The 485-nt window shown below is 40.8% G+C and carries 1 protein-coding gene; it reads left to right on the top strand.

What is annotated here, in order from left to right:
• Positions 1 to 88: 88 nt before the first annotated feature.
• Positions 89 to 358, top strand: coding sequence for a hypothetical protein (locus tag AB4585_RS27835; protein WP_371979666.1), 270 nt, complete (start codon positions 89 to 91; stop codon positions 356 to 358).
• The last annotated feature ends 127 nt before the right edge of the window (positions 359 to 485 follow it).

The following is a 485-nucleotide window of genomic DNA, read 5'->3' on the forward strand; positions in this document are numbered from 1 at the left end:
ATGCAGATTGTCGCTATTGTAGTAATAAGTGTGATTGCTCAATTTCGAGCGTCATTAATCTGGCTTAAGCGCCTGTAAGGAACGAATTATGAAAAATTATATGCTAGTCATCAATGTTGATGGTCAGGTCTTGGTCGAGAGTAGGTTGAATCTTTGCTTGAGTAAAGATGAAGAAGAAAGACTGCAAAGGTCGTTATGGCCTGAATATGACTTAATGGTTTCAGATGAAGATGATATAGAAACCGACGAATTCTATCATGTTATTGAAGCTCAATCTGATACGTTTGTCCCGATTGACGGACAAATGATAGAAGCATACCCTGGAATGGTGGCTTTCGAAGCCTACACTCCATTATAACAAAAAGCACTAACCGATTTTCGGTTGGTGCTTTTTCGCGTCTAGATCTAGTGTTTAATTGTACTTCAGTGTTAGTTCGGTGACGTAGCGCCCACGTGCGTTATGATTGCTTCTCCCAGAGTGTGGG

Source organism: Vibrio sp. 10N.222.49.C9 (assembly GCF_041474985.1).
In the GTDB taxonomy this organism is placed as follows: domain Bacteria; phylum Pseudomonadota; class Gammaproteobacteria; order Enterobacterales; family Vibrionaceae; genus Vibrio; species Vibrio crassostreae_C.

Bases quoted from the DNA above. Each gene is read 5' to 3' on its own strand.
- AB4585_RS27835 (WP_371979666.1), top strand. From the start codon at position 89: ATGAAAAATTATATGCTAGTCATCAATGTTGATGGTCAGGTCTTGGTC.